Below are 23538 nucleotides of genomic sequence, written 5' to 3'. Positions count from 1 at the left end.
CTGCAATCGAGCGCGCGACCTGCGCCCCAGCACGACCGCGCCACACCGAGAGAAGGAGATCGACGATGCGATGTCTGTCCACGGCGCGGTCCGTCGCGCTGGTAGGTGCGCTCGGGCTCGCGCTCGCCGCCTGTGGCGGTGGGGCCGCGGCGCCCGGCGGCGCGGCTGCCGCACCACCGAAGGCCGCGGCCTACGCCGGTCCGGTCGGTGCGGGTGAGGGCAAGCTGTCGGTGCTCGCCTGGCCGGGTTACGCCGAGGACGGCGTCGCGAACCCGGGTGCGGACTGGGTGACACCGTTCGAGAAGGCCACGGGCTGCCAGGTGGACGTCAAGACGTTCGCCACCTCGGCCGAGGCCGTGCAGCTGTTCTCCACCGGCGAGTACGACGTGGTGTCGGCCTCGGGCGACGCCTCGCTGCGCCTGGTCTACGGCGACCGCGTCCAGCCGGTCAACACCGCGCTGGTGCCCAACTACGCCGACGTGATCCCGGACCTCAAGGACAAGCCCTGGAACACCGTCGCGGGCACGAACTACGGCATCCCGCACGGCCGCGGCGCGAACCTGCTGCTCTACAACCTCGCCGCCAACCCGACGCCGCCGACGTCCTGGTCGGGCATGTGGGACGCCAACTCGCCCGCCAAGGGCAAGGTCAGCCCCTACGACGACGCGATCTACATCGCCGACGCGGCGGTCTACCTGATGAGCAAGCAGCCCGACCTCGGCATCAAGAACCCCTACGCGCTCGACCAGAAGCAGTTCGACGCCGCGATCACCCTGCTCAAGCAGCAGAAACCGCTGGTGGCCGAGTACTGGGGTGACGTCGTCAAGCAGGGCCAGGGCCTCGCGTCCGGCGCCATCACCGAGGGCCAGGGCTGGCAGCTCACCGCGAACCTCGCCAACACCGACGCGGTGAAGGTGGGCACGACCAAGCCCGCCGAAGGTGCCACCGGCTGGTCGGACACGTGGATGGTCAAGAAGGACACGAAGAACATCAACTGTGCGTACCTGTGGCTCAACCACGTGGTCTCCCCCGAGGTCAACGCCCAGATCGCGGAGTTCTTCGGTGAGGCACCGGCCAACCTCAAGTCCTGCGCGCTGACGAAGAACAAGGACCACTGCACGCAGTACCACGCCCAGGAGACCGGTTTCTGGGACAACGTCTACTACTGGACGACGCCGGTCGCGAACTGCCTCGACGGTCGCACCGACGCCAAGTGCGTGGCCTACGACGACTGGGTCAAGGCCTGGAGCCAGCTCCGCAGTGCCTGATCCCAGTGCCTGACGTCCGGGTTTGACAGACCGGTCGGGCACGGCCCGCACGTGCCGTGCCCGACCGTCCACACAGGAGGATCACCGTGTCGTTCGCCGCTGTGCTGCACCGGCGCCCGGCCCTTCGCCTGACCGGCCTGCTCACCCCGGCGCTGGTGTGGCTGGGCCTGTTCTACGTCATCCCGCTGGCGGTGCTGCTGGCCACGGCGTTCTTCGACACCGACAGCTTCACCGGCCGGATCACCTACGACTTCACCACCGCCAACGTCGTCGACGTGCTGACCGAGCCCGCCTACCTGTTGACGGTGGTGCGCACGGTCGGCGTCGCCGTCGCGGTGACAGTGCTGTGCGTCGTGCTCGCGGTGCCGCTGGCCACGTTCATGGCGCTGGTGGCTCGGCGCCGTTCCCGCCCGGTGCTCGTGGCGCTCGTGCTCACGCCGTTGTGGGCGTCCTACCTGGTCAAGGTCTACGCCTGGCGCATCCTGCTCGCGCCGGAGGGGCCGCTGGGCGGGCTGTCCCCCGGTTACGGCTGGGCGGCCGTGGTCATCACGCTGACCTACCTCTGGCTGCCCTACATGGTGCTGCCGATCTACGCGGGGATCGACTCCATGCGGGGCTCCTACCTGGAAGCCGCCGCCGATCTCGGCGCCCGGCCGTGGACGACGTTCCGCACGGTCGTGCTGCCGGTGCTGGCGCCCGCCGTCGCGGCGGGATCGGTGTTCACGTTCTCGCTCTCGCTGGGCGACTACATCACCGTGCAACTCGTCGGCGGCACCAACCAGATGCTGGGCAACCTCGTCTACACGAACTTCTCGACGGACCTGCCGTTCGCCGCCGCCGTCGCGATCCTGCCGTTGATCGTGATGACGGCATACCTGCTCACGATCCGGCGCACCGGCGCCCTGTCCCGGCTGTGAGGCGGCAGTGATCCTCTCCCCGACGGCCCGCTGGCTGCTGCGCATCGCCGCGATCGCCGTCTTCACCTTCATCTACGCGCCGCTCGCCTTGGTGCTGCTCAACTCGTTCAGCTCCAGCGCCACGTTCGCCTGGCCACCACCCGGCTACACGCTGCGCTGGTGGCAGGCCGCCGCGCTCAACGAGGGCGTGCTCACCTCCGTCTGGACGTCGGTGCAGGTGGCCGTCGCGGCCACGATCATCGCGGTGGTGCTCGGCACGCTCGCGTCGATGGCGCTGGTGCGCTACGAGTTCTTCGGCAAGGACGCGGTGTCGCTGCTGGTGCTGCTCCCGATCGCGCTGCCCGGCATCGTCACCGGCATCGCGCTCAACACCCTGTTCACCCAGGCACTGGGCGGGTTGACGTTCTTCACGCTCGTCGCCGGGCACGCCACGTTCTGCATCGTGATCGTCGTGAACAACGCCTCCGCCCGGCTGCGCCGGATGTCGAGCACCGTCGAGGAGGCGTCGATGGACCTGGGCGCCACCCCGTGGACCACCTGGCGGCTCGTCACGTTCCCGGCACTGCGCGGCGCGCTGGTGGCCGGAGCGCTGCTCGCGTTCGCGCTGTCGTTCGACGAGATCATCGTGACGACGTTCACCGCGGGCCCCGGCACGCAGACGCTGCCGCTGTGGATCTTCCAGAACCTGTTCCGCCCCAACCAGTCCCCGGTCGTCAACGTCGCGGCGGTCGTGCTCGTCGTGGTCTCCGTGGTACCGGTCTACCTGGCCAACCGACTCTCCGGCGATTCCGCAGGCGCCGCAACCAAGTGAGGGATGATCGATGCAGACGTTCCACAACATCGTCGACGGCAAGCCGGTCGCGGCGGCCGACGGACGCACTCTCGACATCCACGACCCGAAGACCGGCGAGGTCTACGCGACGTCGCCGCTGTCGGGACCCGCGGATGTCGATGCCGCTTACAAGAGTGCGCTGCGCGCCTTCTCCGCTGATGGGAATGGGGAAGGTTGGCGCGACACCACCCCGTCCGAGCGGATGACCGCGCTGCTCGCGATGGCCAACGCCATCGAGGAGCACGGCGAGGAGCTCGTCGAGATCGAGGCGCGCAACACCGGCAAGCCGCTGGCGCTGACGCTGGCGGAGGAGATCGGCCCGATGGCCGACCAGCTGCGCTTCTTCGCCGGCGCCGCGCGCCAGCTCGAGGGCCGGGCGACCGCGGAGTACATGGCCGGGCACTCCTCGTCGGTGCGCCGCGAACCGCTCGGCGTGATCGGCTCGATCACGCCGTGGAACTACCCGATGATGATGGCGATCTGGAAGATCGGCCCGGCCCTCGCGGCGGGCAACACGATGGTGCTCAAGCCGTCCGACACCACCCCGGCCAGCACGGTGCGAATGGGCGAACTGTTCGCCGAGATCCTGCCGCCCGGGGTGCTCAACGTGGTGTGCGGGGACCGCTCCACCGGCGCCGCGATGACCGACCACGACATCCCCGCGATGGTGGCGATCACCGGCAGCACCCGGGCGGGCAAGGCCGTCGCCGCGGCCGCCGCCGCGCGTGTCACGAAGGTGCACCTGGAACTGGGCGGCAACGCGCCGGTGATCGTGTTCGACGATGCGGACGTGGCCGCCGCGGCCGCGGACATCGCCGTCGCCGGATTCTTCAACGCCGGCCAGGACTGCACCGCGGCAACCCGCGTGATCGCCCAGGCCGGCATCGCCGACGCACTGGCCGACGCGCTGGCCGCCGAGGCCGGCAGCGTCCGGTTCTCCCGCGACGAGGAGCCCGGCTCCGACGACTTCTTCATCCCGCCGGTGAACAACCCCGACCAGCTGGCGAAGGTGGCCGGGCTCGTCGCGCGGGTGCCCGCGGCGGCCCGGGTCCTGACCGGCGGGGCCCCGGCAGACGGCGCCGGCTGGTTCTACCCGCCGACCGTCGTCGCCGGGCTCGAGCAGGACGACGAGATCGTCCGCAACGAGATCTTCGGCCCGGTGATCACCGTGCAGTCCTTCGCCGACGAGGCCGAGGCGATCAAGCTGGCCAACGACACGGACTACGGGCTCGCGTCGAGCGTGTGGACCAGCGACCACGGCCGCACGATCCGGATGTCGCGGGCCCTGAACTTCGGGTGCGTGTGGATCAACTGCCACATCCCGCTGGTGGCGGAGATGCCGCACGGCGGGTTCAACGAATCCGGCTACGGCAAGGACCTCTCGGGCTACAGCCTGGAGGACTACACGCGGATCAAGCACGTGATGAGCAAGTACTGAGGTTCGGCTCCGACTCCCGATCGCCACCGCCGCCACCAGACCCACGGCCGCCACGAACGCCGCCGACACCGCGAACGCCACCGACCACCCCTGCGGCAGCGCCGCCTCCCGCGTGCCGGCCGGGACCGCCGCCGTTGCTGCGGCCGCGATCGTGCTCACCATGCCCGGCCCGAGCGCGCCGCTGGTCTGGCGCACCGTGTTGAGCACGCCGGCCGCCATCCCGTTCTGGTGCGCGGGCACCCCGGTCGTCGCGGCCACGGTGATCGGGGTGATCAGCACGGCCATCGCGCCCATCCCGACCGCACCGATCAGCGCGTAGAGCACCACGGCGCCGCGGACGCCCAGCCTCATCGTCACGCGGCCGGCGATGGTGGCACCGGCGAACATCGCGACGCCGACCGGGAGGTATCCCAGCCCGGCCTGCAGGGGCGTGAAGTGGTGCACGTACTGCAGGTAGAGCGAGATCAGGATCGGGCAGGCGAGGAAGCCGCCGCCCTGGAGGAACATCGCCGCGTTGCCGCTGCTGACCGCACGCATCCGGAAGATCCGCAACGAGACCAGCGGCTCGCGGGCCCACCGCGCCTGGTGCAGCAGGAACACCGCGATCAGCGCCATCCCGGCGACGAAGACCGCACGCTGCCCGAACACAGCGGAGCAGCGACCGCCGAGCAGCAGGAACCCGGCGAACGTCAGCGTGTAGGCGTTGACGACCCACGCCAGCGCGGTGGCGCTGAACCCGAGATCGGCACCGATGGCGGGCAGCGCCACCGACACGGTCGTCGCATCCATGATCGCGATGAAGGAGCCGACGCAGGCCAGCGCGAGCATCCACCGCTGGTGGCGGCGCCGGGTCGGGGCGAGTGTGTCCATGGCTGGAGGCTCGCGCCGCAACCGGGGTTGAGTGCAAGGCGCGCGTTCTCCGGACGCCGGGCGGGTGATCAACGCCCACAGGTTCCGGTTGAATCATGAGCCACTGCGCGCTCGCGGCGAACGCGGTGATCAACCGCGCCTCTCGGCCCCACGCCGGGCCCTGCGGTGCGCCTCGGCGAGCATGATCCGCACGAAACGCGCCACAGCGCCGTCGCGCGGACCGTGGGGTGCTGCTCGCGCGCCGGGTGGTTGTTGTGCCCTCCTGTTGATCTGCCGGCCCGGCGAGGGCGCAGTAGCGCCGGGCACTCTCCCCAACCGCACCCGACGTCCCGGTCTCAACTTCCCTGGCGGCCGCAGGCCATGACGGGCATTCCGGCAACGGGATCAGCCCGCGATGCGCAGGATCAGGTTCCCCCGGTGCACCCCGGCCAGCAGCTCGTCCAGCGCCCCGGGCAGGGCGTCGATGCCGCCCTCCACCACCGTCCGCGGGTAGACGATCCGGCCCTCAGCGAGCCACTGGCCGTAGTGGCTGTTCCACGCCTGGATCTGCTCCGGGGTGTGGTAGGTGCTGAACGGCTTGATCACGAGCTCCTTGACGATCGCGGTCATGACGTCGAGCCGCGGATGCGCGCCGACACCGTCGTCGAGCTGCCCGGCCAGCGCGCCGCACAGCGCGAACCGCGCGCCGTGCGCCGCCGCGACCACCGCCGCCTCGAACGTCGTCCCGCCGACGGTGTCGAAGAACGCCGTGATGCCCTCGGGCGCGAGCGCCGCGAGCTGTCCGGCGATGTCACCGTCGCGGTAGTTGATCGCGGCGTCGAAGCCGAGCTCGTCCACGAGGTAGTCGACCTTCGCGGCGCTGCCCGCCGACCCGATCACCATCCGGGCGCCACGCGCCTTGGCGATCTGCCCGGCCAGCGAGCCGACACCACCGGCCGCGCCCGAGACGAACACGACGTCGTCAGGGCCGACCTCGGCGATGTCGACGATGCCGTGAAACGCCGTGACGCCCTGGTTGAGGGCGTAGTACGGCTCCGGCAGGCCGGTGGGCAGCGGGTACACCTCGCTCGCCGACAGCAGGGCGTGGTCCTGGCCGCCGGCGCGGAAGGCCACGTCCGTGCCCACCGGCATCGCCGCGTCCCCCGACTCGATCACCGTGCCGACCGCGGGTGCCCAGACCGGCTCGCCGAGCGCGTAGCCCGGCATCGGCAGGCCGGGGTCCTCGCGCATCAGGTCGGCGAGCACGGCCGTGATCTGCACGAACGTCGTGCGCACGAGCACCTGGCCGGCGGCGGGCGAGGCCAGGTCGATCTTGTCCACAGTGGTCATATCCGCGGCGGGCTCGGTGCCGTTGCGGTAGGTGGAGAGAGTCACCCGGTGCGCTGTTGTTGTCATGGGAGGAACGTTACGAGCCATGGCGGACAGAAGTTGTCCGCCATGTCCGCGTAGGTTCGGACAGATGTGGGACACCCCCGGACGGCTGCTGCGCGTGCTCGAGCTCCTCCAGCAGCGGCGCGAGTGGGGCGCCGCCGAACTGGCGGAGCGGCTCGGGGTGTCGACGCGCACGATCCGTCGCGACGTCGACCGGCTGCGCGCCATCGGCTACCCCGTCGAGGCCCGCTACGGCGCCGACGGTGGCTACCACCTCGTGCCGGGCGCCAACCTCCCGCCGCTGATGTTCGACGCCGACGAGGCGGTGTCCACGGTGCTGGCGCTGCAGGCGTTCAGCGCCAGCGGTGACGAACCGAGCGACGGCAGCGCGTTGCGCGCCCTCGTCAAGCTCGTGGGCGTGATGCCGCGGCGCCTGCGCAGCCGCGTCGAGGCGCTGGTCTCCGGGGTCCGCCAGACCGATGCCGGCACGATCCGCGGGCAGCAGCGCGCGCCCGTCGACATGGACACGCTGGTGGCCGCGGCGCTCGCCTGCCGCGATCGGCGCCGGTCCACCACGTCCCACGACGGCGTGCAGCTCGTGCTCGACCCGCTCAGCCTCGTGCGCGCCGGGCAGCGCTGGTACCTGGTGGCGTGGGACGTCACCGCCGCCGGCTGGCGCACGCTCCGGCTGGACCAGCTCGTGGGCTTCACCGCCACCGACCGTCCCGCGACGCACCGGGAACCACCGAGCGAGGACCTCGAGGACTACGTCGTGCAGCACCTCGGACGGCAGATCCAGCAGCATCGGGCGTCGGTGCGGGTAGCGGCCCCCGCGGCCCGGGTCACGCCGTGGATCGACCCGGCGTTCGGCTGGATCGAACCGATCGACGACACCGCGTGCATCGTGCACAGCGGCTCCAAGTCCCTTACCGACGTCGCCCGCTGGATGCTCCTGCTCGATGCCGAGCTGACGATCATCGGACCGGCCGAGCTCGCAGCGGAGTACGTCGCCCTCGCGAAGCAGGCGGCCCGTATCGCGGCCACCTTCCCCGCGGGCGCCTGAGGCGGTCAGGAACCGGATGCGCCGCTGGCCGCACCCGCCGAGGCCGCGGCTGCCACCGCGATCTGCACGCTCTGCACGGCCCTGCGCACCGCGGCGCCCGCCCAGTCACCGTCCGCGATCTCCTCGGCGCGGGCCCGCAGCTCCCGGCGGGTGCCCTCGACGACCTTGTGCTCGGCCTTCACGGCATGCAGCAGCGACACCAGGCAGGCGATGTGCTGATCGGGCTCCACACCCTTGAGCAGCGCCTGCGCGAGCTGCGCACGCAACGCCTCCCGCGGTGCGGGGTCGAGAACCGTCCACGTCGTGACCGGGAACAGCCCGAGCATGCGACCGCTGCTCCGCGCGATCACGCCACGCGCGACGAGCCGCTCGAACACCGGTTCCCGGGTGCGCCTCGACAACCGCTCGACCGCCCGTTGGGCACGCACCGCTCCGCTGCCAACGCGGCTGAGCGCATCATCGAGCAGCGCGTCCCCGATCGGCTTGCCCTCGACGACCGCGAGCTTCGCGCGGGCCCCGTCGCCGTCTGCGCTGACCCGGCCCCGCACCGACAGGTCCAGCAGCAACGCACCGCCGATCGCGCGGTCCAGCGACACCCGGTCCACGATCGGTCGCCCGTTCTGCAGGTCGAGCAGCAGCAGGACAAGATCCTCCGCAACAGTCGTCATGACGTCTCCCCTCGACAAACTCTCGCGCCTGCGGACCGGTCGCCCGCTACCGTCATCAGCGGGTGAACCCCTGACCACACCCGAACCCCCATCATGGAACAGATCAACAAGAAGCTCCTGTCCTGGGCCTCGATCCTGGAGGAACAGGCCCGTGACCAGGCCATAGCCACGTCGACGCTGCCCTTCATCCACCCGCACGTGGCGCTGATGCCCGACGCGCACTGGGGCATGGGCTCGACGGTCGGCTCCGTCATCCCCACCGAGCGCGTCGTCATGCCCGCCGCCGTCGGGGTGGACATCGGCTGCGGCATGGCCGCGGTCCGCACCCAGCTCACGGCGGCCGACGTCGAGCGCATCGGCTCCCTCACACCGCTGCGCGAGGCGATCGAGCGCGAGGTCCCGGTGTCGATGGGCCAGTACCGCGAGGTGCCGAGCACCACCGCGCTGCCGCGCATCCCCGCGCTGGAGGAGCACGCGAGCAAGCAGGACGTCGACCCCGACTCCTACGCCGCCAACTGGCGGCTGCAGTTGGGCACGCTGGGTTCCGGCAACCACTTCATCGAGGTCTGCCTCGATGAGCAGGACCGGGTCTGGGTGTTCCTGCACTCCGGGTCCCGCGGCGTCGGCAACCGCATCGCGAAGCACCACGTCGGCATCGCGCAGAAGCTGTGCGCGCTCTGGTACGTACCGCTGCCGCACGAGGACCTCGCCTACCTGCCGCAGGGCACCGACGAGTTCTGGGCCTACCTGCGCGACCTGCGGTGGGCGCAGGCCTTCGCCGCCGCGAACCGGGCGGAGATGGTGGACCAGGTCGTCGCCTGCCTGGGCGAGTGGGCGGGTGTCGCCATCGACGCGGCGGAGATCGTGAACTGCCACCACAACTACACCGAGCAGGAGCGCCATTTCAGCCGGGACGTGTGGCTCACCCGCAAGGGCGCGATCAACGCCGAAGAAGGCCGCTGGGGTCTGATCCCGGGCAGTATGGGCACCCGCTCCTACGTCGTCACCGGCAAGGGCAACAAGGCGTCCTTCCACTCCGCGCCGCACGGAGCGGGCCGCAACTTCTCCCGCACCGAGGCGCGCAAGCGGTTCACCACAGCGGAGCTGGCCGAGGCGATGCAGGGGATCGAGTGGCGCGCCGCCAACGCCGAGGCGTTCGTGGACGAGATCCCCGGCGCGTACAAGGACATCGACCAGATCATGGTGGACGCCGCCGACCTCGTCCGGATCGAGCACACGCTGCGCCAGATCCTGAACGTGAAGGGTGACTGAGAGGCGAACGGCCCCCTTCTTGCAGGACGCGATGGGTTACCCGGCTCGATTGCGCGCAGTCCGCAATGACCGCAGCAGGGCTGTGGTTACGCCCGGATCGCCCGCAACACCGACCCCACCAGCTCCGCGGCCGCCGCATCGAGGTCGAACGCCGGGTCGGCGATCCACTCGCCCACCACCCCGTCGAGCGCACCGCCGATCGCCAACGCCAGCACCCGGCTGTCGAAGGCCCGGAACTGCCCGGCCTGCTGCCCGGCGTCGAGGATGCCCGCCACCGACTGCCAGCGGCTGGCGGCGCCGGGGCTGCCCGGCACCGCGACCCCGCTGCGTTCGAGGCCGTCGGTGAGCACCCGGACGTGCGTCGGATGCTCCCCCAGGTAGCTGATCGCGCCGCGGATGTAGGCGACGAGCATCCCCTCCGGGTCCGGCGCGGCACCAACCCGCGCGCCCACCGCGGCCACGTAGTGCTCGAGCACGTGCCGGAACGCCGCGATCACCACGTTGTCCTTCGACGTGAAGTGGTAGAGCACGGCCGCCTTCGAGATCCCCGCGGCACCGGCGATCGCCGACAGGGAGGCACCGGCGGGGCCGCGCTCCGCGAGGAGCGTGATCGTGCAGTCGACGATCTGCCGCCGCCGCGCCTCCTCGGTGAACGTGAGCGGCCGGGCGTCGTCGGGCATCGAGCTTCCTCCTGGATCAGACGTCACGGCTGCGGACCCCCCACAGCGCGGCCGCCCCGGCGAGCATCGTCCATCCCACGATCGACAGCGCCGCGACCCCCGGGGCGAGGCACTCGGCCGTCCCCGCAACGGAGGCACCCGACCTCCCGTGCAGGGCCGCACCGGGCAGCAGCCAGGCGAGACCCGCCAGGCCCGGGATCCATGCCGTGACGGTCGGCAGCACCAGCACCACCAGCGCCGTGACGACGCCACCACCGGTGCTGCGGAAGACCAGTGCCCCAGCCAGCGCGATGAGCGCGTAGAACACCGGGCCCAGGGCCGAACCGAGGGCGAGGCGCACCAGCGGACCGTCCACCGGCGCCGGCGCGACACCCGAGGAGAGCAGGAGCAGCTCGCCGACCAGCGTGCAGAGCACGGCCGCGGCCAGCGCGTCCACAGCGGCGACGCCCGCAGTGACGGCCGCCTTCGCGACCACGACCCGGCCGCGGTGCGGGGTGAGCACGAACGTCGGCTGGGCGAGGCCGGTGGAGTACTCCGACCCCGCGAACGATGCGCCGAGGACCATGAGCACGATCGCTGCCACGTCGATGCCGACCAGCGCCGCCCCGACGACCTTGGCTGCGGGCATGTCGACGAGCGAACTCCCCTGCGTGCTCGGCAGGCTGACGATGAACAGCACCGCCATCACCGTCGACGCCCCGACGGCGATCGCGGCGAGCCACGGCAGTGACCGCACCGAGAAGAACTTCGTGGTCTCGGCGCGCACGGCGGTGGTCGTGGTGGTGGCGGCCATCGCCGCTCCCCCGTTCCGGTGAGGGCCAGGAAGGACTCCTCCAGGCCGCTGGTGTGCAGCGCCAGCTCGCGCAGGGCGATGCCGTGCTCGAGGGCGAGCCGTCCGATCCGATCGGCGGCCAACCCGTGGACGGCCAGTTCGAACGGCAGGTCATCGACGGCGACCACGCCTCCATAGCGCTGGGTGAGCCCGCGCGCACCGATCATCTCTCCCCTCGAACTGAACCATCGGTAGCTTTTCTAACCGGTCGGTCAGTCGTCCAGGCGAACCTCAGGAGGGGTGCAATCGGCGCAAGTGCGACCGCTAGGCTCACGGATGGGTGGTCCCTGACCGCTCCGGCCCTCGTAGCTCAGCTGGATAGAGCAAGAGCCTTCTAATCTCTAGGTCGCAGGTTCGAATCCTGCCGGGGGCACATACCACCAGGTCAGCGCGTCGCCATCGTCGGCGCGGTTGATCCATCCACGGTTTACCCCACGCTTTCGTCGAGCCCGTTGAGCCCGTTGAGCGCGTCTGCCGCGCCGGTCCCGGTGATCCGGCGAGACATGTAGACGTCCTGCGTCATCGACACCCGCTCGTGACCGAGGTAGTCAGCGATCTCACGTGCCGACAGTCCCTTTACGTCGAGCTGCGTCGCCACACGGCGTCGGAACGCGTGCGGGTGCAGGCCTACCCACTCGGTGCCCGCCAGGACAGTTCGAAGCTGTGATCGGGTGTTGTCGGGATCCCGGAGCGTGCCACGCGTTGACGGGAAAACCCCCTGTCCTTCGGCTGTCGCATGCCTCCGAACGAAGATCGCCATGACCCAGTCCGCCACGGCGATCGTCCTCATCCCGGCCGAGGACTTCGTGTGCGACTGCACGATCAAGCCCTCCCCAGGTACGCGGATCACGGTGCCCTCGATCGCCACCGTCCCGGCCGTGTCGTCGATCTTCGTCCAGTCCAGCGCCAACAGCTCGCCGATCCGGCATCCGAGCCCTGAGAGCACGTCGACCAGATCCACCATGTCGTATTTCAGTGCGTCCGGAGACGCTCGAAGGTGCTGGTGCAGGCGACTGAAGCTCTCCTCCGCGAGGTTGATCTTTGTCTTCTTCGCGGAGCCACCGCGCCGATCCCGCGTCAGCTCACGCACCGGGTTCGCCTCCAGCGCATCATGCCGCACTGCAAGTCCGAGGATGCCCGACAACACCACCTTGGCGTGCGTCGCCGTGCCACTGCCGGAGTGCTCCCGCAGATCCCGCACGATTCGGTCCACCCTCGACACACGCATGTCGCGAAGCCGCAGCTCCCCCACCACCGACTTGAGGTACCGCTGCCAATTCTCCCGATACGTGATCTTGGTGCGCAACGCGCGATCGGAATCGTCAATGTCGCGCAGCCACAGCTCAGCAACCACCGAGACCCTCGTGTCCGCGGTGAGGTCACCATCCAGAGCAGCCCGCCCGCGGTCGCGTAGTGCTTCCTTGAGCCTGGTCGCTGCGCCAGATCGTGAGGCACCAACCCGCTCGACTGGACGCGTCACACCGTCGTAGTCCCGGTATCGTGCCCGAGCCCTGAAGGTCGCAGGCCCGAGCTGATAGATCGTGATCTTCCCGTAGGTACCGACCGATAGCGGTGGACGTCCCATCGCCGTCTCCTACGCCGCACCGTCGGACAGCTCGTCGAACCAGCGCTGCACCAGGGCGGCGTCGTAGCGCAGGTACTTCCCGACTTTCCGCGCCTGTGGCCCGTAGCCCTTCCCTCGCCACTCGTAGAGCGTCCGGACCGGCACCCCCAGGTACTCGGCGACGTCCTGAACGGTCCACAACCTCGGCTTCACCTGCATGGCTCTCCCCTCACGCTGCTTGATCGTCAGTTGCCGAATCCCGTTCCGGTTGTTCGTCCACCTGCGCCACGGCTGCCTCGTAGTCGGCCTTCCAGCGCTGTCGTTCCGAGATGGCGTGCAGGAGCAGCACGGGCCGAGTGGGGACGTCGGGATCTCCGGCTTGGGTGCGTTCCCACTCGAACGGGCCGTCATCGACGGCATAGCCGGGACGGACTCCGGCCTTGTCGAGCAGTTGCCGAACGAACGCCGCCCGCTCCGCGCGGTGGTCGTCGAGGGTCTTGTTCGACCACTTCCGCGACACCAACACCCGGCGTCCGGCGATGCCGAGGTGCTCGGGCTTGTGCGCCTTGCCCTTGCACTGCCCCGGTGTCGTGGACAGTCGCGCACCCTTGGGCTGGATCCCGTAGAGCAGCCACACCCCACACGTCGGTGAGCACGGGGTGATGGCGAGTTCGGCGGTGAGCCGGCGGGCATGCTCACGCTGCCGACTGGTGGCGTCGTCGGTGAGCCCGGCGGCTTGCCCGACGCTCTTGGTCAGGTACTTGGTGAGGTACCCGACGTGCCGTCCGGCTTCTTCGGTGCCGCCGAGGATGCCTTTCACGTGCACCTGGGCCCCGAACATCACCGTGTGCGCGGGCATCAACAGCGTGTCGGGGTCGGTGGCCTCATCCCAGGTCGGCAGCGGTTCGCGGGTCTCGGGGTCGACGAAGCCTTTCGTGCGGTCGTCCCACCGCGGCATCCGCGTGCCGCTGTAGAGCTGGTGGTCATGCGCAGGCCACCACACCTGGTGATACGTCGCGGCGGCGATCGCGCGCAGCTCGGCGCGGGAGATGGAACCGCGGATCGCGGCGTGGAAGTGCGGGGCGCCGCGCTTCTGGCCGAACTCGCGGGCGACGTCCACAACGGCATCAGGCAGGGAGAGAAATGTGGCCGCACCGTAGACCCGCACCGGGGCACCTCCGCGCCAGTCATCACGGGCAGGGTGTCTATCGCAGCGCCTGGCGAAAGAAGCTTCAAGATCAAATATCACGTCGCCCCACCGGGGACGATCTGGGGCGACGCGAGGAGCCCGGGAGCGACCCGAGGTGTCCGCACTCATCCGGTACTGGGCGGCGGTGGTACGCCGTTCTTCACCGCGCTGGACGGCTGGGTGAACCTGAACCTGCTGGAGACGCGGACGTTTCCGAGCGGCGTGGTCCTCACCCGGTACGAGACGAGGCGATGAGCACGACCGCCTGATCACAGCGTCGGTGGCAGGCCCAGCCATGGCTTGTCGGCGGCGAGGAATCCGGTGACCTCGGCGACCTTCCCGTCGACGATGTGCAGGACATCGATGGCGAACAGCAGGTACTCGGGGTGGTCGGGGGTACGCAGGTACTCCACGACCGCCGGCATGCGGTTGACGGTCGTGACGATGCACCGCCAGTCGTCGTATCCGGGCCCGCCGAACCCGCCCGAGACCCAGGCGTCCAACGCGGACCTTGCAGTGACCCAGACGCCGGGGTCCGGAGGCATCGCGAAGCGCAGGTCCTCGCGCATGAGGGCCAGTAGCCCGTCGAGGTCGTTGCGCTCGTGGGCGTCCACCCACGCCTTCACCGTGGCACGTTCGTCGTCCGACAGGTCGTGCGTGGCGGGGGTGCGCCAGTCGAGTCGACGGTCGGGCAACTGCTCGCGCATCGTCACGCGTGCCCGCTGCAGGGCGCTGGTCACGGAGGCGACGCTGAGTTCGAGCGCGTCGGCGGCCGTCGCTGCCGGCCAGCCCAGTACGTCACGCAGGATCAGCGCCGCCCGCTGGCGCGGCGGCAGGTGCTGGACGGCGACGATGAACGCCAACTCGATCGTCTCCCGCGCCACCGCCGACTCGTACGGGTCGTCGGGAAGCATGCGGTCCGGGTAGGGCTGCAGGTACCGCACCTCCGAGCCGGCGCCCGGCAGCTCGGCGGGCAGGGGCGTGCGATGGTTGCGCTTCTCCAGGAAGTCGAGGCAGGCGTTCGTCGCGATCCGGTACAGCCAGGTCCGCAATGCAGCGCGGCCATCGAAGGACTCCCGCTTGTTCCACGCTCGCAGGAACGTCTCCTGCGTCAGGTCCTGGGCGTCGTCGTAGTTCGCGAGCATCCGGTAGCAGTGCACCTGCAACGCACGCCGATGGCGCTCGGTCAGGAGCGCGAACAGCGCGGTGTCGTCCGTGCGGGCCGCCGCGATGAACGTGGCCTCATCGCCGCCCTGGAGTCTGGCGTCGGTCATGGTCGTCAATCCTTCCACCGGTGCGAGGGGCTACCAGTACTGACGACGTGGCGGCGGATTTCTGATCGCACCGCCGGGATCAGCCGATCCGGAGCAGCTCCAACCGCGACGGGTATGCGGCGCCGTGATGCACCACCTGCTCGGCGACCAGCGCCTCGGCGAGCAGGCCGTGCTCGGGGACGGTGCGGGTGTGGAGGTTGCGGGACAGGCGCGGGAAGTTGGCGCCCGCCACCTCGACACGCACCCGGTGACCGGCGTGGAAGGTGTGCGCGGTGTCGTGGCAGCGCACGGTGATCTCGGTGATCGTGTCGGGTTCGAGGAACGCGTCGCCGGTGCCCGCGCGGTGGCGCGCCCGCTGCGCGCCCTCGCTGATGCCCACGGCGAACCCGTCGGGCTCGACGTCCACGAGCGTGGCGCACACGTCGACGTCGACGGCGGTGGACGCCAGGTGCACCACGAGCGCGACCGGCCCGGCTACCCGCAACGGCTCCGACAGCGGCGCCGAGGTGTAGACCAACAGGTCGGCTCGGGACTCGACCCCTCGTCGGTCCTGCACCCCGTCCGGGCCCAGCGCCGCGCCGCTGGAAGCTCCGCCGCAGGTCGGGAAGGGGTCGCGGGGGTCGCTGCGGTAGGTCAGCGGCTCGTCGTCGGGCGGCAACGCGGTGGCCAGGACGGCGTCGCCGGCCAGGTACAGGGCGAGCGTTTCGCCCGGTGGCGGCCACGACGGCTGCTCGGTCCACCGGTCCTCACCCGTCACGTAGCAGGCGACGGGAGCGCCGTCGGGCTCGCCGAGCAGCCGGCGCGTCGCCGGGCCCGGCTCGATCTCGCTGCGGCCCCGGACGTGCCGGTCGAACCAGGCTGCGATCAGCGGGCCCCAGGTGCCGACACCGCCGGTGGCGCCCTGGTGGACCCGCGACCCGACGTGCCCGGTGTAGGTGCCGCCGTGCGCCCACGGCCCGAGCACCGTGCGGTGCGGACCGCGCAGCGTCGCGGCCAGCTCCAGCATGGTCGGCGCCATGAAGTCGCGCATCGCGACGACCTGCAACAACGGCACCTCGACGAGATCGGGACGCGCTCGCAGCGTCGGTGGCCCGGCCGCGCCGTCGAGCCAGTCGCGCCAGAAGTCGAACTCGCCGAGCACCGGCACGTCGTCGAGCGGGAGCGTGGAGACCGTGGCGAGCGGGTCGGCGAAGGCCGCCCCGATGCGGCCCAGCAGCTCGGCCTTCGCCTCGTCCGGGACGTCGAGCCGGGCCACCGCCGCCACGCAGTGGCCGAGCCCGTAGAGGGTCAGGAAGCCCAGCTCGAACAGCCCACCCGGATGCGTCGTCGCAGCGAGGTCGGTGGCCCCGACCATCGCGACGGCGGCCCGCAGGTGCGGCGGTTGGGCCGCGACGGCCTGGTAGGCGGACATCCCGTGGTAGGACGAGCCGTAGATCCCGACGCGGCCGTCGCACCACGGCTGGGTGGCCGCCCACTCGACGGCGTCGTAGCCGTCGGCCTGTTCCTGGTGGAAGAACGCCATGTCGCCGCCGGAGCCGAACCGGCCCCGCACGTCCTGCACGACCACGGCGTAGCCCTGCCTCGCCAGCCGGACGGGGTCGGCGACGATCGCCGACACGAGCGTCGGGTCGGTGCGGTCGTACGGCGTGCGCAGCAGCAGGGCCGGGTACGGATCGGGCCACGCGGGGCGGTAGAGATCGGCCCGCAACGTGACACCGTCGCGGGTGGTCATCGCGACGTTGGTGTCGACAGCCAGTCCGTGCACGACGCCACCTTCGACCACAGGCCGAATCCTGTGCAACCGGACCCTGCCTGGAAAGGTGGGCCGCATGAACCGCAAGGCGATCATCTTCCACGGAACCGGCGCCAACCCCGACGTCGTGTGGCTGCCCTGGCTCCGCGAGCAGTTGACCGAGCGCGGCTACACCGTCGAGGCGCCGCACTACCCCACCCTCAACGCCGAACCGATCGCGACCTTCCTGCCGAAGGTGCTGGCCAACCACACCTTCGACGAGAACACCGTGCTGGTCGGCCACTCCGGCGGGGCCGCCGCGCTGCTCGCGATCCTCCAGCACATCGACACGGCGGTCGATCAGGCCATCCTCGTCGCCGGCTACGGCACCAAGCCCAACACCGACGACGAACCCGTGCTGCAGGACGAGTACGACTGGGCCGCGATCCGCGCGCATGTCCGGGACATCTACTTCATCAACTCCCGCAACGACCCCTACGGCTGCGACGACCAGCAGGGCCGCGCCCTGTTCGACCGCCTCGGCGGCACCCAGATCGTCCGCGACGAAGGCCACTTCGGCGACCACGACCAGCCCTACCCCACGTTCGACCTCGTCAACCGCCTCATCGACTGATCCGCGGCCCTCCTCACACCGTGGTCCGGCTCCTGCCGACCGTCCACAGCACGATCAACACGACGCCGACGCCGACCACACCGATCACGTTGAAGGAGCCGGTGAACGCGGCGCGCACCGCCTGCAGGAGCGGCCCGTCACCGTGCGCGGTGGCCTCGTCGACCCGGCCACCACGCTCACCGACGCCGGCGAACCGGTCGCGCCCAGCACGCCGCGGTAGACCAGCGTGCCCAGCGACCCCAGCACTGTGAAGCCGAGGGCGATGCCGAGCTCGTTGCTCAGCTGGGCCAGCGCCGCACCGGCTCCGGCGCGCTCGGGCGGCGACGTCCGGATGACGGCGTCCATGAGCAGCGGGTACGCCGCCCCGATGCCGAACGCGGCCAGCGCAGCACCCGCGGCGATCATCGGGCGGCCCGCCCACGACGCCGGTGCCGTCGCGTACAGCGCGAAGCCCGCCGCCATCACCACCAGCATCGCCGTCACCACCGTGGCGGCCGCCAGCCTGCGGTGCAGCCACGGTCCCAGGTTGGACGCGCCGATCATCATCACGATCTGCGGCGTACGCCAGTGCGGCCCCGGCGGCCAGCTCGATCCACACCGTCGCGCCCGGACCGTCGTTCACGATCGTCTTGAGCGCGTAGCCGAAGCCCAGCACCGCCCCGAGGCTCTGCACGGCGCTGACGACGTCGATCCGCGCCGCCGACCCCGACCGACCGGACGGGAGTACTGCCGCCCCCGCTCGTGCACGCCGCATCGGGCGACTCGGTGCTGCAGGAGGCCCAGGTCCTCGTGGAACGCGCTCGCGCCGCCGGCGTGGATGCCCGGATCACGATCTTCCCGGTGGCCACGCACGACTTCCACGTCTTCTGGTCGTCCTCCCCGAGGCGGTGTCGGCGATCGAGCAGGTCGGCCGGTTCATCGAGGAGCACACCGCCCGGGCGGAAGCCGGGCCTGCGGCCGGGCTCGCGTAGGCGCTGGCGGGTGCGGCAGCGTTCCGGAGCCGATCAGGAGCCGATCAGCATGCCGCCCTCCACCGGGATCGTCTGGCCGGTGACGTAGCCGCCCGCGTCGCTGGCCAGGAAGAGCAGCGCCGCGGCCAGCTCCTCGCTGTTGCCGAGCCGCTGCACGTAGAGCCGCGGGAGGATCTTCTGGGCGATGTAGTCGTCCTCGAACTGGTCGGTCATCTCCGAGGCGAAGAACCCCGGGGCGATCGCGTTGACCCGGATCCCCTTCCGACCGGTCCACTGCTGCGCGAGGTCTCGCGTCAGCCCGATCAGACCGGCCTTGCTCGCGGAGTAGGCCGCCTGCGGCAGCGCGCCGCTGGTGAGGCCGAGCACGCTGGCGATGTTGATGATGGAGCTGCCCGGCTGCATCACCTTCGCGCAGGCCTGCGCCATCCAGTAGCAGGCGTTGAGGTTGAGCTCGATCACCGAGCGGAACTGCTCGGGCGTCTCCCGGGTCGCCGGCACGACCGTGCCCACCCCGGCGTTGTTGACCAGGATGTCGACACGGCCGAACTCCGCCATGGCCGCGTCGACCAATGCCTGGCAGTCCTCCGGCTTCGTGACGTCGGTGCGCACGGCGAGCGCGCGGCGGCCGGTGGCCTCCACCAGCTTGCGGGTGTCAGCCAGCCGGTCCTCGCGACGGGCCCCGAGCGCGACGTCGGCACCGGCCTCGGCCAGCGCCTTGGCGAACGCCACCCCGAGGCCGCTCGAGGCGCCGGTCACGACCGCCACCCGGCCGTCGATGCGGAACAGGTCCAGAACCGTCACAGGTCAGTCTCCTCAGTTCGCGGGCTCGTCGGCGATGCCGACGGTGGTCAGGTTCGCCCAGCCGTCGTCCACCAGGTGGGCCAGCATGACGAGATCGCGCAGCTGCCCTGCGCGGTCCCGGATGTGGTCACGCAGCAGGGCCTCTCCGGTGAAGCCGAGGCGGGAGAACATCTCGATCGTGTGCACCTGGTCGGCGGGCAGCTCCACCACGAGCTTCTTCAGACCGGACCGCACCGCCTCGGTCAGCGCGTGCCGGGCCAGCGCCGTGCCCACCCCGGTGCCCCGCTGAAGCGGTGCCACGATCAGCCGCACGTCACCGACGTGGTCGGACCATCCGGTGAACGGCAGCACCGCCGCGAACCCGGTGACCGCGCCGCCGTCGTCGAGCGATAGCCACCGCTGCCCGGGCCGGTCGACCCAGCCCGCGATCGACGCGCGGTCGACGTCCTCCTTGACGAAGGTCAGGTCGCCCTCCGGTACGGACCGGAAGAACGCGACCACCGCGTCGACCTCGCCCGCCGTCATCGCCGTGATCATCGGGACACCTCGCTCTGGCGCTGCAGGAACTCGATGACGGTGGGGATCGTGGTGCGGGCGGCGGTCTTGCCGACCACCAGTCCGATGTGCCCGCCGTTGAGGCGGAGCAGGTGCTTGTCGGTGGAGCCGACCAGCTCGACGACCGGTTCCGCGGCCGCTTCCGGGATGATGTGGTCGCGGGTGGCGAGCACCGCGAGGAACGGCGTGGTGACGTCGGCCAGGTGCACGCGGTCGCCGCCGAGCGTCAGCCGGTCGGTCATCATCCCGTTGTCGCGAACGAGCATGTCGGCCACCTGCCGCGCGACCGTGCCCGGGAACGGGACGTGGTCGTTGCCCCAGGTGCTCATCGCCTGGTGGGCGGCCACGTAGTCGTCGTTCCAGAGCTTCTCGAGCAGGTTCACGTACGTGGTGATCTCCGCGGTCGGGGTGAGGCTGCGGAAGCTCTGCAGCATCACGCTCGGCGCGATGTTGCCGTCCGGCCCGACGAGGTTCGCCACGTCCAACCCGCTGGACATGATGTTGGTCATGGGCCCGACCTGCGAGAAGTCCACCGGGGTGGCCATCACGGTGTGGCTGCGGATCGGGCTGGACGGGTGGTGTGCGGCGTGGAGCAGGGTGAGCACGCCGCCGAAGCAGTACCCGAGCAGGCTGATCGTGTCGGCGCCGCTGAGGTTGCGGACCCGTTCGATGGCGGCCGGGAGGTAGTCGTCGGTGTAGTCCTCGAGCCGGTTGGCCGCGTCGCGCTCGTCGGGCTCGCCCCAGTCGAGCAGGTAGACGTCGAACCCGGCCTGCTTCAGGTGCTCGACGAAGCTGTTGCCGGGGCTCAGGTCGAGCACGTAGCTGCGGCTGATCAGACTGAACACCAGCAGCAACGGCGGGGAGATCCGCACGTCGTCGCCGCGGTAGTGGTAGAGCGTGGTGCGGCCGTGCTCCCACACCACGTCCTTCGGCGACTGCCCGACGTTGGCCGGGGAGAGACCGGAGACGAGCTTGATGCCGTTACGCGCGCGGAGGGTGTTGCGCTCCACCTCGCGGCGCACGCGGTCGAGCACGCCGGACGGGCTGGGCAGTGCCGAAATCCTGGGGGTCGGCATCCTCGTCCACCTTCGCGACCGGGTTCTCGACCGGCGCGGGTGCCGGCGGCTCTGCCTGCGTCCTGATCTGGGCTTCCTGCAGCTCCAGCTGCAACGTCAGGCGCCGCACCTCCCGGTCGAGCGCACCGATCTGGCGTCGCAGGCCCTGGACGTCGGTGCCCGCCGGCAGGTTCACCAGGTGCCAGAACCAGGTGGTCGCGCCCCGGATCCCGCCCGTCACGGCCCCCTGCACCTGTCCCAACGTGGCGGTGAGGTCGGCATAGGTGCCGGTGCGGACGAACTCCTCGATGGGCGGGGTGATGCGGCGCTCGGCACCGTCGTAGATCTGGCGCAACAGCGACCGGTCGGCCATGCCCACCCCTTCCCTGCGCCCTGTCGGATCCGGGCCCATCGTATCCACGGGTGTCGGGCCCGGCGCTATGTCCGGCTCGCTCCGGAGTGGCCGGCCGGGCAAGATCGGGAAGCCGGGACGGACGAAGGGAGGCCACCGTGGCGGTGGTGACGATCGTCGGTGCGGGAGTGATCGGGGTGTCGTGGGCGCGGCTGTTCGCCCGGGCCGGCTGGGAGGTGCGGGTGAGCGATCCGCGACCGGACCTGGCCGGGATCGTCGCGGAGATCGTCACCGGATCACCGGCAGGCGTGCAGGTGCGGGCGGAGCCCGATCTCGCGGCCTCGGCCGACGGCACGGATCACGTGCAGGAGGCGGGACCGGACGTCTCGACATCAAGCACCAGATGTTCGCGACCCTCGCTGCGCACACCCGCGACGACGTCGTGCTGGCGTCGTCCTCGTCGTCGCTGCTGCCCTCGGTCATCGCGGAGGGCAACGCGGCTGCCGACCGGATCCTCATCGGCCACCCGTTCAACCCGCCGGAGCTGATGCCGCTGGTCGAGGTCGTGCCGGGGGCGGCCACCTCCCGCGCGGCCGTCGGTCGGGCCGTGGCGGTGTATCGGGGCCTGGGCAAGCTCCCGATCACACTGAAGAAGGAGATCCCCGGGTTCGTCGGCAACCGGCTGCAGAAGGTGTTCAACGACCAGGCCATGTACCTGGTCCAGCAGGGCGTCATCGAGCCGGAGGACCTCGACGAGCTGGTGACGGCCTCGCTCGGGCTGCGCTGGGCCACGATCGGGCCGTTCGAGAGCAGGCACCTCGGCGGCGGGCCCGCCGGCATCCGGCACCTGCTCGAGCACGTCGGCTCGCAGATGAGCTTCGACATCGGCAGCCCCGACCCCGCGGCGAACGGGCCGGTGATCGACCGTGTCGAGCAGGTCTACGGCATCGGCGACGAGAGCTACCGGCGGCGCACCGAGCAGCGGGATCGCAAGACCCGTGCCGTGGTGACCGCGCTGGACGAGCAGGAGTAGAGCTGTCGTGGACGCGTTGCTGGCGCTGGCCGTCCGATCGGGGCGGATGCTGCGGGTGAGCCTGCCCGACGGGGAGGTGGAGACCTTCCTCGACGACGCCGGTCCGATCCCGGACGGGGTCGTCGTGCACGACGGCATCGTCTACTGGACGACGATGGGTGTGCCGGAGGTCGTCGGCGAGGGCGAGGCCAACCGGCTGTATCACCGCCGCGACGGTGGCGTGCACGCGATCGGTCTGGACGGCACGGGGCGCCGCGACGTCGTCGCCCCGGGCACGATCACCACCGGCAAGCAGCTGACCTGCGACGACACGGGTGTCCTGTACTGGGGTGACCGGGAGGGCCGCCGGGTCAGCAGGGCCCACATCGACGGCAGCGGCCTCGCCGATCTCGTGGTGAACACCGGCGCAGGCGAGCTGGCCGAATGCGTCGGCGTCGCGGTGGATCGGGCGGCCGGGCACCTGTACTGGTCCCAGAAGGGGCCGAGCAAGGGCGGGCAGGGCCGGATCCTCCGGGTGGGACTGGAGGTCCCCGCCGGAGAGACCGCTGCGACCAGGTCGGACGTCGAGGTGCTCTGGGACGGGCTGCCCGAGCCGATCGACCTGCACCTCGACGTCGGCTGGTTGTACTGGACCGACCGCGGGGCCCCGCCCGCCGGCAACACCCTCAACCGGGCGCCGCTGCCCGCGCCCGCGGGGCGCGGGGCCGAGCCGCAGATCCTCGGCGGCGGCTTCGCCGAGGCGATCGGGCTGGCCGTGGACCCCGCGGCCGGCCGGGCCTACGTCTCCGACCTCGGTGGGCACATCTGGGTGGTGCCGCTGCCCGAGGGACCGGAGGCCGGTGCGCTACCCCGGGTGCTGGTGCGGCTGCCGGAGGCGATCACGGGGCTGGCGGCGTTGTAGGGCGCGCCAGGCCCTCACATTGCAGGAAAGCCACTTTCCCGCAACGTCGTTGCAGGAAAGTGGCTTTCCTGCAACCGGACGCTCGGCGCTCGGCCCACCCTCACGAGAGGCTGCGGTAGTGGGCGCGCCGGGCCGGCTCCAGGTGCTCGATCGCGTAACGCAGCATGGTGCGCGGCATCGTCGCCGCGTGCTCGTCGAGGAAGTCCAGCAGCCGCGGCGGGTCCTTGTCTCCCGCGGCCCGCAGCACGCCGCCGGTGGCCTTGTGG

25 protein-coding genes, 1 tRNA gene and 3 pseudogenes are annotated in these 23538 nt (G+C 70.8%); 13 read left to right on the top strand and 16 right to left on the bottom strand.

Annotation, left to right across the window (positions count from 1 at the left end):
* The first annotated feature begins 65 nt into the window (after positions 1–65).
* From ACFPFQ_RS41620 to ACFPFQ_RS41600, 5 genes are all read left to right on the top strand, one after another.
* Entirely contained in the window at positions 66–1268 is a 1203-nt protein-coding gene (locus ACFPFQ_RS41620; RefSeq protein WP_379628783.1) for an extracellular solute-binding protein, read from the top strand.
* An 86-nt stretch (positions 1269–1354) separates the two neighbouring features.
* On the top strand, positions 1355–2185 hold the full coding sequence (locus ACFPFQ_RS41615; RefSeq protein ID WP_379628782.1) for an ABC transporter permease: 831 nt from the start codon (positions 1355–1357) through the stop codon (positions 2183–2185).
* 7 nt (positions 2186–2192) lie between these two features.
* Positions 2193–2996: an ABC transporter permease gene (locus tag ACFPFQ_RS41610; RefSeq protein ID WP_379628781.1), complete on the top strand. Its 804-nt coding sequence runs from the start codon at positions 2193–2195 to the stop codon at positions 2994–2996.
* Positions 2997–3006: 10 nt separating this feature from the next.
* Complete coding sequence (locus ACFPFQ_RS41605) at positions 3007–4455, top strand: aminobutyraldehyde dehydrogenase (protein WP_379628780.1); 1449 nt, start codon at positions 3007–3009, stop codon at positions 4453–4455.
* A 160-nt stretch (positions 4456–4615) separates the two neighbouring features.
* The gene (locus ACFPFQ_RS41600; protein WP_379628779.1) at positions 4616–4774 is read left to right on the top strand and encodes a hypothetical protein; all 159 of its coding nucleotides are present in this window, start codon (positions 4616–4618) and stop codon (positions 4772–4774) included.
* A gap of 326 nt (positions 4775–5100) precedes the next feature.
* Here the strand turns inward: ACFPFQ_RS41600 and ACFPFQ_RS41595 are convergent.
* Positions 5101–5244, bottom strand: a pseudogene (locus tag ACFPFQ_RS41595) (MFS transporter); the annotation flags it as partial.
* Positions 5245–5709: 465 nt separating this feature from the next.
* Positions 5710–6720: a zinc-binding dehydrogenase gene (locus tag ACFPFQ_RS41590; protein ID WP_379628778.1), complete on the bottom strand. Its 1011-nt coding sequence runs from the start codon at positions 6718–6720 to the stop codon at positions 5710–5712.
* A gap of 64 nt (positions 6721–6784) precedes the next feature.
* Between ACFPFQ_RS41590 and ACFPFQ_RS41585 the strand changes: the two genes are divergently transcribed.
* A complete protein-coding gene (locus ACFPFQ_RS41585) occupies positions 6785–7759 on the top strand; it encodes a helix-turn-helix transcriptional regulator (protein WP_379628777.1) in 975 nt (324 codons plus the stop codon).
* Between the two features lie 5 nt (positions 7760–7764).
* Here the strand turns inward: ACFPFQ_RS41585 and ACFPFQ_RS41580 are convergent, their stop codons facing one another.
* Positions 7765–8427 carry a GOLPH3/VPS74 family protein gene (locus ACFPFQ_RS41580; RefSeq protein WP_379628776.1) on the bottom strand — a complete coding sequence of 221 codons (663 nt, stop codon included), beginning with the start codon at positions 8425–8427 and terminating at the stop codon, positions 7765–7767.
* Positions 8428–8520: 93 nt separating this feature from the next.
* On the opposite strand from ACFPFQ_RS41580, the gene ACFPFQ_RS41575 reads away from it, so the two are divergent.
* Positions 8521–9699: an RtcB family protein gene (locus ACFPFQ_RS41575; RefSeq protein WP_379628775.1), complete on the top strand. Its 1179-nt coding sequence runs from the start codon at positions 8521–8523 to the stop codon at positions 9697–9699.
* Positions 9700–9785: 86 nt separating this feature from the next.
* On the opposite strand, the gene ACFPFQ_RS41570 is transcribed toward ACFPFQ_RS41575, so the two are convergent.
* Both ACFPFQ_RS41570 and ACFPFQ_RS41565 read right to left on the bottom strand, forming a co-directional pair.
* Positions 9786–10379, bottom strand: coding sequence for a TetR/AcrR family transcriptional regulator (locus tag ACFPFQ_RS41570; RefSeq protein ID WP_379628774.1), 594 nt, complete (start codon positions 10377–10379; stop codon positions 9786–9788).
* A 16-nt stretch (positions 10380–10395) separates the two neighbouring features.
* Entirely contained in the window at positions 10396–11172 is a 777-nt protein-coding gene (locus ACFPFQ_RS41565) for a hypothetical protein (protein WP_379628773.1), read from the bottom strand.
* Positions 11173–11510: 338 nt separating this feature from the next.
* On the opposite strand from ACFPFQ_RS41565, the gene ACFPFQ_RS41560 reads away from it, so the two are divergent.
* A tRNA-Arg gene (locus ACFPFQ_RS41560) sits at positions 11511–11584 on the top strand.
* 54 nt (positions 11585–11638) lie between these two features.
* Here the strand turns inward: ACFPFQ_RS41560 and ACFPFQ_RS41555 are convergent.
* From ACFPFQ_RS41555 to ACFPFQ_RS41545, 3 genes are all read right to left on the bottom strand, one after another.
* Positions 11639–12565, bottom strand: coding sequence for a site-specific integrase (locus ACFPFQ_RS41555; protein WP_379628772.1), 927 nt, complete (start codon positions 12563–12565; stop codon positions 11639–11641).
* A gap of 240 nt (positions 12566–12805) precedes the next feature.
* Positions 12806–12994 (bottom strand): helix-turn-helix transcriptional regulator, encoded by a 189-nt coding sequence (locus ACFPFQ_RS41550; protein ID WP_379628771.1) that lies wholly within the window; start codon positions 12992–12994, stop codon positions 12806–12808.
* A gap of 10 nt (positions 12995–13004) precedes the next feature.
* Positions 13005–14024, bottom strand: a complete 1020-nt coding sequence (locus tag ACFPFQ_RS41545) for a replication initiator (protein ID WP_379628770.1) — start codon at positions 14022–14024, stop codon at positions 13005–13007.
* A gap of 63 nt (positions 14025–14087) precedes the next feature.
* Here ACFPFQ_RS41545 and ACFPFQ_RS41540 point away from each other — a divergent pair.
* Positions 14088–14219: pseudogene (locus ACFPFQ_RS41540) on the top strand (dihydrofolate reductase); the annotation flags it as partial.
* 14 nt (positions 14220–14233) lie between these two features.
* Here ACFPFQ_RS41540 and ACFPFQ_RS41535 read toward each other — a convergent pair.
* Both ACFPFQ_RS41535 and ACFPFQ_RS41530 read right to left on the bottom strand, forming a co-directional pair.
* A complete protein-coding gene (locus tag ACFPFQ_RS41535; RefSeq protein ID WP_379628769.1) occupies positions 14234–15238 on the bottom strand; it encodes an RNA polymerase subunit sigma-70 in 1005 nt (334 codons plus the stop codon).
* 79 nt (positions 15239–15317) lie between these two features.
* A complete protein-coding gene (locus tag ACFPFQ_RS41530) occupies positions 15318–17003 on the bottom strand; it encodes a CocE/NonD family hydrolase (RefSeq protein WP_379628768.1) in 1686 nt (561 codons plus the stop codon).
* 64 nt (positions 17004–17067) lie between these two features.
* Here ACFPFQ_RS41530 and ACFPFQ_RS41525 point away from each other — a divergent pair, with 64 nt between their 5' ends.
* Complete coding sequence (locus ACFPFQ_RS41525; RefSeq protein ID WP_379628767.1) at positions 17068–17604, top strand: RBBP9/YdeN family alpha/beta hydrolase; 537 nt, start codon at positions 17068–17070, stop codon at positions 17602–17604.
* Positions 17605–17688: 84 nt separating this feature from the next.
* On the opposite strand, the gene ACFPFQ_RS41520 is transcribed toward ACFPFQ_RS41525, so the two are convergent.
* The 5 genes from ACFPFQ_RS41520 to ACFPFQ_RS41500 form a co-directional block, all read right to left on the bottom strand.
* Positions 17689–18153 (bottom strand): hypothetical protein, encoded by a 465-nt coding sequence (locus tag ACFPFQ_RS41520; protein ID WP_379628766.1) that lies wholly within the window; start codon positions 18151–18153, stop codon positions 17689–17691.
* A gap of 455 nt (positions 18154–18608) precedes the next feature.
* Positions 18609–19376: an SDR family NAD(P)-dependent oxidoreductase gene (locus tag ACFPFQ_RS41515; protein ID WP_379628765.1), complete on the bottom strand. Its 768-nt coding sequence runs from the start codon at positions 19374–19376 to the stop codon at positions 18609–18611.
* A 12-nt stretch (positions 19377–19388) separates the two neighbouring features.
* Entirely contained in the window at positions 19389–19913 is a 525-nt protein-coding gene (locus ACFPFQ_RS41510) for a GNAT family N-acetyltransferase (protein WP_379628764.1), read from the bottom strand.
* Positions 19910–21007, bottom strand: a complete 1098-nt coding sequence (locus ACFPFQ_RS41505; protein WP_379628763.1) for an alpha/beta fold hydrolase — start codon at positions 21005–21007, stop codon at positions 19910–19912. Before ACFPFQ_RS41505 ends, ACFPFQ_RS41510 begins: the two co-directional genes overlap by 4 nt.
* Positions 20913–21359 carry a hypothetical protein gene (locus ACFPFQ_RS41500; protein WP_379628762.1) on the bottom strand — a complete coding sequence of 149 codons (447 nt, stop codon included), beginning with the start codon at positions 21357–21359 and terminating at the stop codon, positions 20913–20915. Before ACFPFQ_RS41500 ends, ACFPFQ_RS41505 begins: the two co-directional genes overlap by 95 nt.
* Positions 21360–21409: 50 nt before the next feature.
* On the opposite strand from ACFPFQ_RS41500, the pseudogene ACFPFQ_RS41495 reads away from it, so the two are divergent.
* The 3 genes and pseudogenes from ACFPFQ_RS41495 to ACFPFQ_RS41485 form a co-directional block, all read left to right on the top strand.
* A pseudogene (locus ACFPFQ_RS41495) lies at positions 21410–21562 on the top strand (hypothetical protein); the annotation flags it as partial.
* 179 nt (positions 21563–21741) lie between these two features.
* Complete coding sequence (locus ACFPFQ_RS41490; RefSeq protein WP_379628761.1) at positions 21742–22371, top strand: 3-hydroxyacyl-CoA dehydrogenase NAD-binding domain-containing protein; 630 nt, start codon at positions 21742–21744, stop codon at positions 22369–22371.
* A gap of 7 nt (positions 22372–22378) precedes the next feature.
* Positions 22379–23272: a hypothetical protein gene (locus tag ACFPFQ_RS41485; protein ID WP_379628760.1), complete on the top strand. Its 894-nt coding sequence runs from the start codon at positions 22379–22381 to the stop codon at positions 23270–23272.
* Between the two features lie 100 nt (positions 23273–23372).
* Here ACFPFQ_RS41485 and ACFPFQ_RS41480 read toward each other — a convergent pair whose 3' ends face one another.
* A complete protein-coding gene (locus ACFPFQ_RS41480) occupies positions 23373–23519 on the bottom strand; it encodes a DNA alkylation repair protein (protein ID WP_379628759.1) in 147 nt (48 codons plus the stop codon).
* Positions 23520–23538 lie beyond the last annotated feature (19 nt).

The sequence above is a fragment of the Pseudonocardia sp. GCM10023141 genome, assembly GCF_042653605.1.
This window is presented reverse-complemented; position numbering and strand designations above follow the sequence as displayed.

Coding starts and splice junctions, on each gene's coding strand:
- ACFPFQ_RS41510 (WP_379628764.1), bottom strand. CDS start 19,913: ATGATCACGGCGATGACGGCGGGCGAGGTCGACGCGGTGGTCGCGTTC.
- ACFPFQ_RS41565 (WP_379628773.1), bottom strand. CDS start 11,172: ATGGCCGCCACCACCACGACCACCGCCGTGCGCGCCGAGACCACGAAG.
- ACFPFQ_RS41535 (WP_379628769.1), bottom strand. CDS start 15,238: ATGACCGACGCCAGACTCCAGGGCGGCGATGAGGCCACGTTCATCGCG.
- ACFPFQ_RS41550 (WP_379628771.1), bottom strand. CDS start 12,994: ATGCAGGTGAAGCCGAGGTTGTGGACCGTTCAGGACGTCGCCGAGTAC.
- ACFPFQ_RS41575 (WP_379628775.1), top strand. CDS start 8,521: ATGGAACAGATCAACAAGAAGCTCCTGTCCTGGGCCTCGATCCTGGAG.
- ACFPFQ_RS41570 (WP_379628774.1), bottom strand. CDS start 10,379: ATGCCCGACGACGCCCGGCCGCTCACGTTCACCGAGGAGGCGCGGCGG.
- ACFPFQ_RS41505 (WP_379628763.1), bottom strand. CDS start 21,007: ATGCCGACCCCCAGGATTTCGGCACTGCCCAGCCCGTCCGGCGTGCTC.
- ACFPFQ_RS41500 (WP_379628762.1), bottom strand. CDS start 21,359: ATGGCCGACCGGTCGCTGTTGCGCCAGATCTACGACGGTGCCGAGCGC.
- ACFPFQ_RS41605 (WP_379628780.1), top strand. CDS start 3,007: ATGCAGACGTTCCACAACATCGTCGACGGCAAGCCGGTCGCGGCGGCC.
- ACFPFQ_RS41490 (WP_379628761.1), top strand. CDS start 21,742: ATGTTCGCGACCCTCGCTGCGCACACCCGCGACGACGTCGTGCTGGCG.
- ACFPFQ_RS41525 (WP_379628767.1), top strand. CDS start 17,068: ATGAACCGCAAGGCGATCATCTTCCACGGAACCGGCGCCAACCCCGAC.
- ACFPFQ_RS41620 (WP_379628783.1), top strand. CDS start 66: ATGCGATGTCTGTCCACGGCGCGGTCCGTCGCGCTGGTAGGTGCGCTC.
- ACFPFQ_RS41590 (WP_379628778.1), bottom strand. CDS start 6,720: ATGACAACAACAGCGCACCGGGTGACTCTCTCCACCTACCGCAACGGC.
- ACFPFQ_RS41585 (WP_379628777.1), top strand. CDS start 6,785: ATGTGGGACACCCCCGGACGGCTGCTGCGCGTGCTCGAGCTCCTCCAG.
- ACFPFQ_RS41600 (WP_379628779.1), top strand. CDS start 4,616: ATGCCCGGCCCGAGCGCGCCGCTGGTCTGGCGCACCGTGTTGAGCACG.
- ACFPFQ_RS41580 (WP_379628776.1), bottom strand. CDS start 8,427: ATGACGACTGTTGCGGAGGATCTTGTCCTGCTGCTGCTCGACCTGCAG.